Origin of the sequence: Stenotrophomonas sp. HMWF003 (assembly GCF_003061285.1) — a bacterium.
Classification (GTDB): Bacteria; Pseudomonadota; Gammaproteobacteria; order Xanthomonadales; family Xanthomonadaceae; genus Stenotrophomonas; species Stenotrophomonas maltophilia_AP.
In genome coordinates this window covers 5,064-9,628 of sequence record NZ_QAIW01000280.1, presented here as the reverse complement: position 1 = coordinate 9,628, position 4,565 = coordinate 5,064, and the positions used below count along the sequence as shown (strand labels likewise).

The following is a 4,565-nucleotide window of genomic DNA, read 5'->3' as shown; positions in this document are numbered from 1 at the left end:
CTGGGAGAGGAATCCCAGCATTGGCTGGAACGCTACCTGGCCCAGTCGCGGCCGCTGCTGGCGGGCAAGCGCGCGGTGCCGGCCGGTGCCGATGGCAACGTGCCGATGTTCCTGGAGCCGTCGCTGCACCCGCTCAGCCGCCAGCAGTTCTGGGCGCTGGTGAAGAAGTATGCGGTGGTCGCCGGGATCGACCCGGCGCGGATCAGCCCGCACGGCCTGCGCCACAGCTTCGCCACCCACCTGCTCAACCACGGCGCGGACCTGCGGGCACTGCAGATGCTGCTGGGCCACAGCTCGCTGTCCACCACCCAGATCTACACGCTGGTGGCGCGCGAGCACCTGCAGAAGCTGCATGCCCGGCATCACCCGCGCGGCTGACCCCGCGGTAGGGCCGGCAGGACGCCCCGTTTCGCCGCGGTCCAGCCGTGCGCCGGGGTGGCTGTGCGAGAATCGCGGTCACCTTCTTTTCTCCCGGAACGCTCGATGCTCCGTGTTGCCATTGCCGCCCTCTTCGGTGCGCTCAGCCTGACTGCCTGCGCGCAGCAACCGTCCGCGCCTGCCGCCACCCAGGGCGCCAGCGCCGCCGCACCTGCCGCCGGCAGTGCCGATGCGCGGGTGCGCAGCGCACTGCAGAAGCTGGACCCCAAGTTCGCCCCGGACTACATCGGCGCCGCGCCGTTCCCGGGCTTCCGCGAAGTGCTGGTGGGCGGGCAGGTGCTGTACGTCACCGATGACGGCCGCTACCTGATGCAATCCCAGCCCTATGACATCCAGAACAAGGCACCGGTCAGCAGCGCCGGCCTGCTGGCCTACCGGCAGAAGCTGCTGGCGCAGGTGCCGAAGGCCGAACGCATCGTGTTTGCCGCGCCCAATGCCAAGTACACCGTCAGCGTTTTCACCGATATCGAGTGCGGCTACTGCCGCAAGCTGCACCAGGACATCGCCGAGCTCAACCGCAACGGCATCAGCGTGGAATACCTCGCGTTCCCGCGCATGGGCCTGGGCAGCCAGGACTACACCGACATGATTTCGGTGTGGTGCGCGGCCGATCGCAAGCAGGCCCTCACCGCGGCCAAGACCGGCCAGCCGGTGGCGCCGAAAAACTGCACCAATCCAGTGGCCATGCAGTACAAGCTGGGCCAGCAGATGGGCGTGAACGGTACCCCGGCGATCTTCGCCGCCGATGGCACCCAGCTGGGCGGCTACGTGCCGCCGGCACAGCTGAAGGCCGCGCTGGAGCGCACCACGGCCGGCGGCAGCCGCTGAAACCAGAACGCCCCGGCAGTGCCGGGGCGTTTTTTTTGTGTGGCGCGCGGGCTGCGCGTCACCGTTTCAGATCAATTCAACCCGTCGCTGATGGCCTTGGTCAGGGTGCCCTGCGGGTCATCGCCGCTGAATTCCCAGAAGAACGCGCCGCCCAGTCCCTGGGCTTTCACGTAGCCCATCTTCTCGGTGACCATCGCCGGGGTATCCACGCTCCAGAAGGTGGTGCCGTTGGAGATCCACGTGGCCTTGGCGACGTTGTCGGTGTAGACCGGCCAAGTCAGGTTCTTGAGCACCTTCCAGTCTTCGATGCCGGCTTCATACGTGCCCGGTGCCGCGCCGCTGGCGCTCTTGTACAGGCCGTTGTTGCCACTGGCCACGCCGGTCCAGCCACGTCCGTAATAACCGATGCCCAGGTTCAACTTGGACGCCGGCACGCCACGGCTCAGGAACGCCTCCATCGCATCGTTGCTGTTGTAGAGCTTCTGGTCGCCGGTGGACGGGTCGGCCGGGGAGTCGAACAGCGCCGAGTGATGGTTGGTCTGCGGATCCCACGCACCGTGGAAGTCGTAGGTCATCACGTTGATGAAGTCCAGGTACGGGTGGTACGCCGCCGGGTCGGTCACGCGGATCTTGTCGATCCCCGCGCCCACCGCCACGGTCAGCAGCAGCCCGGGCCGCACCGCATCCAGCTGGCGGCGGAACTCGGCCAGCAGCGCGGTGTAGTTCGCGTTGTCGGCCGGGGTGCCGCAGCTCAGCCCGCACGCCACCGGGTATTCCCAGTCGATGTCGATGCCGTCGAACACGCCCGCCGCCGCGCCCACGCCACCGGCGCCGTCGGTCACCGGCAGGTTGCCCTTGATGTAGGCATCCACGCACGAGGCCACGAAGGCCTGGCGGTTGGCCGGCTGCGCCGCGCTGGAGAAGCCGCGCGACCAGGTCCAGCCACCCAGCGAGATCAGCACCTTCACGTTCGGGTGCTTGGCCTTGAGCTGCTTGAGCTGGTTCCAGTTGCCGCGCAGCGGCTGGTCCCAGGTGTCGGCACTGCCGCTGACACTCTCGCCGGCACCGAAGGCCTTGGTGTAGTCGGCGAACGCATCCCCGCCGACGCCGGTGTTCGGGTCGGAGGCCTGGGTCACGCCCACTTCGCAGCGGTTGTTGCGCACGTTGCCGAACGCGTAGTTGATATGGGTGAGCTTGGCCGCCGAGCCGCTGGTGTCGATGTTCTTGACCCGGTAGTTGCGCCCGTAGATGCCCCACTGGGTGAAGTAGCCGATCACCCGCTTGGTGCCGCCGCCCCCGCCGCCGGCCGCGGTGGTCACGCTGATCGAGCCGCTCTGCGCCGAGGCATTGCCGGCGTTGTCGCGGGCACGCACGGTGTAGGTGTAGGCCGTGCTGGCGGTGAGCCCGCCGTCGGTGTACTGGGTGGCGCTGGGCGAGCCGACCAGGCTGCCGTTGCGGTACACGTCGTAGCCGGCCACGCCGCTGCCGCCGCTGTTGTCGGTCGCCGCGCTCCAGGCCAGGTTGACCGTGGTGGCGGTTTTGGACGGCGAGGCCAGGCCGCCGGGCACGCTGGGCGGGGTGGTGTCGTTGCTGGCGGCGGTGACGGTCACGCTGACCGTGGCCGAGGACGTCACCGCGTTGTTGTTGTCGGTGGCCACCGCCTTGAAGGTGTGGCTGCCGGCCGATGCATTGGCCCAGGTCACGCTGTACGGCGCGCTGGTGTCGATGCCCAGCGAGGTACCGCCACGGAAGAACTCCACCTTGCTGACACTGCCGTCGCTGTCGGCGGCGTTGGCGCTGACGGTGATGCTGCTGCCGGCGGTGAAGCTGGCCCCGGCGGTGGGGGCGGTCAGGCTGACGGTGGGCGGCTGGTTGCTGCCGCTGCCGTCGCAGGCGCCCAGGTTGGTGTAGTAGGGCGCTCCGGCCGGGTGGTCGGGCGGGGCATTCCAGATGTCCTGGTTGGCCCGGTACAGCACGCCCCCTTTTTGCAGGGTGGTACCGGAGAGGTAGATCACCGCGGCGTTCCATTCCGGCGCGCCGGTACAGTTGGCGGCCAGTGCCAGGCTCGGCGTGGCGGCCGCCGCCAGGGCCAGGGCAAGCAGCCAGCGTTTGTGGCGGGCGGCCGGCCGGGGGGATATCGATGTCACCGCACTGCGCATCATCGGGTCAGGCATGGTCTTACTCCGATCTAGTGATGGGCGCGGGCCGCCGGGTGGGGCGGCCCGCGTGCAGCAGGTCCGAGCGCCGGGGAGAGGCCGGCAACAGCAGTGGGGGCGGACGAGGGCCTGACCGGAAGGCAGGTCGGGCAGGCGAGGACAACGTTGTCATGCATTCGTCCGGCAATCCGTGAGCCAGCGCAAGGTTCGGCCGTGAAGACGGTGCGGCCGTGCCGACGGCCCGCCAAGCCCCGGCGGCCGACTTCGGTACAATGGTGGGCCCCGTTCCCAACCACGGTTCCCCGGACATGATGGTCCTCGAGGGCGCATCCGCCCTTTCGCCGTTCCGCCGCGAACGTCTTGAATCCCGCCTGCAGTCCCTGGCCGCCGATCTGCGCATCACCGGTGCCTGGCATGTCTACTTCATCCAGACCGAGGGCGATGCGGCCCCGGACCCGGCGATCCTGAGCCGGATCCTGGAAGCCCAGCCGGCACTGGCCGGGCAGGAAGCGGGGGCGGTGTCGCGCTTCGTGGTCCCGCGCCTGGGCACCTTGTCGCCGTGGTCGAGCAAGGCCACCGAACTGGTGCGCGGCGCCGGGCAGCCGATCCGCCGTGTCGAACGCGGCCTGCGTATCGACCTGGCCGGGTGGCCGGCCGATGCCGCCGCCCAGGCGGCGGTGGCGCGCGCGCTGCATGACCCGATGACCCAATCGGTGCTGGACCAGGCCGACCAGGCGCAGGCGCTGTTCAGCGCGCCGGCCCGGGGTGAACTGGAACGCATCGCGCTGGAGGACCTGGAAGCGGCCAACCGCCGCCTCGGCCTGGCGATGGCCCAGGACGAGATCGACTACCTGCGCCAGCGCTTCGGCGAACTGGGCCGCAAGCCGTCGGACGTGGAACTGATGATGTTCGCGCAGGCCAATTCCGAGCACTGCCGCCACAAGATCTTCAACGCCAGCTGGACCATCGACGGCGCCGACCAGCCGCAGTCGCTGTTCCGCATGATCAAGAACACCCACCAGCAGACCCCGCAGCACACGTTGAGCGCCTACAGCGACAACGCCGCGGTGGTCGCCGGGCTGCCCGCATCGCGCTACCGCCCGGATCCGGCCAGTGGCCAGTACCGCAGCGAAGCGGTGGTCG

Annotated in this window: 3 protein-coding genes and 1 pseudogene; 3 read left to right on the top strand and 1 reads right to left on the bottom strand. The window is 69.2% G+C overall.

The features are described 5' to 3' along the window. On the top strand, positions 1-378 hold a 378-nt coding region (locus DBR34_RS22770; protein WP_258223839.1), incomplete at its 5' end, for a tyrosine-type recombinase/integrase. A gap of 105 nt (positions 379-483) precedes the next feature. Next, the gene (locus DBR34_RS11615) at positions 484-1,266 is read left to right on the top strand and encodes a thioredoxin fold domain-containing protein (protein ID WP_128096913.1); all 783 of its coding nucleotides are present in this window, start codon (positions 484-486) and stop codon (positions 1,264-1,266) included. 71 nt (positions 1,267-1,337) lie between these two features. Here the strand turns inward: DBR34_RS11615 and DBR34_RS11610 are convergent, their stop codons facing one another. Continuing rightward, the gene (locus DBR34_RS11610) at positions 1,338-3,440 is read right to left on the bottom strand and encodes a glycosyl hydrolase family 18 protein (protein WP_128096912.1); all 2,103 of its coding nucleotides are present in this window, start codon (positions 3,438-3,440) and stop codon (positions 1,338-1,340) included. Between the two features lie 290 nt (positions 3,441-3,730). On the opposite strand from DBR34_RS11610, the pseudogene DBR34_RS22765 reads away from it, so the two are divergent. Beyond that, positions 3,731-4,565 (top strand): annotated as a pseudogene (locus DBR34_RS22765) (phosphoribosylformylglycinamidine synthase); the annotation flags it as partial.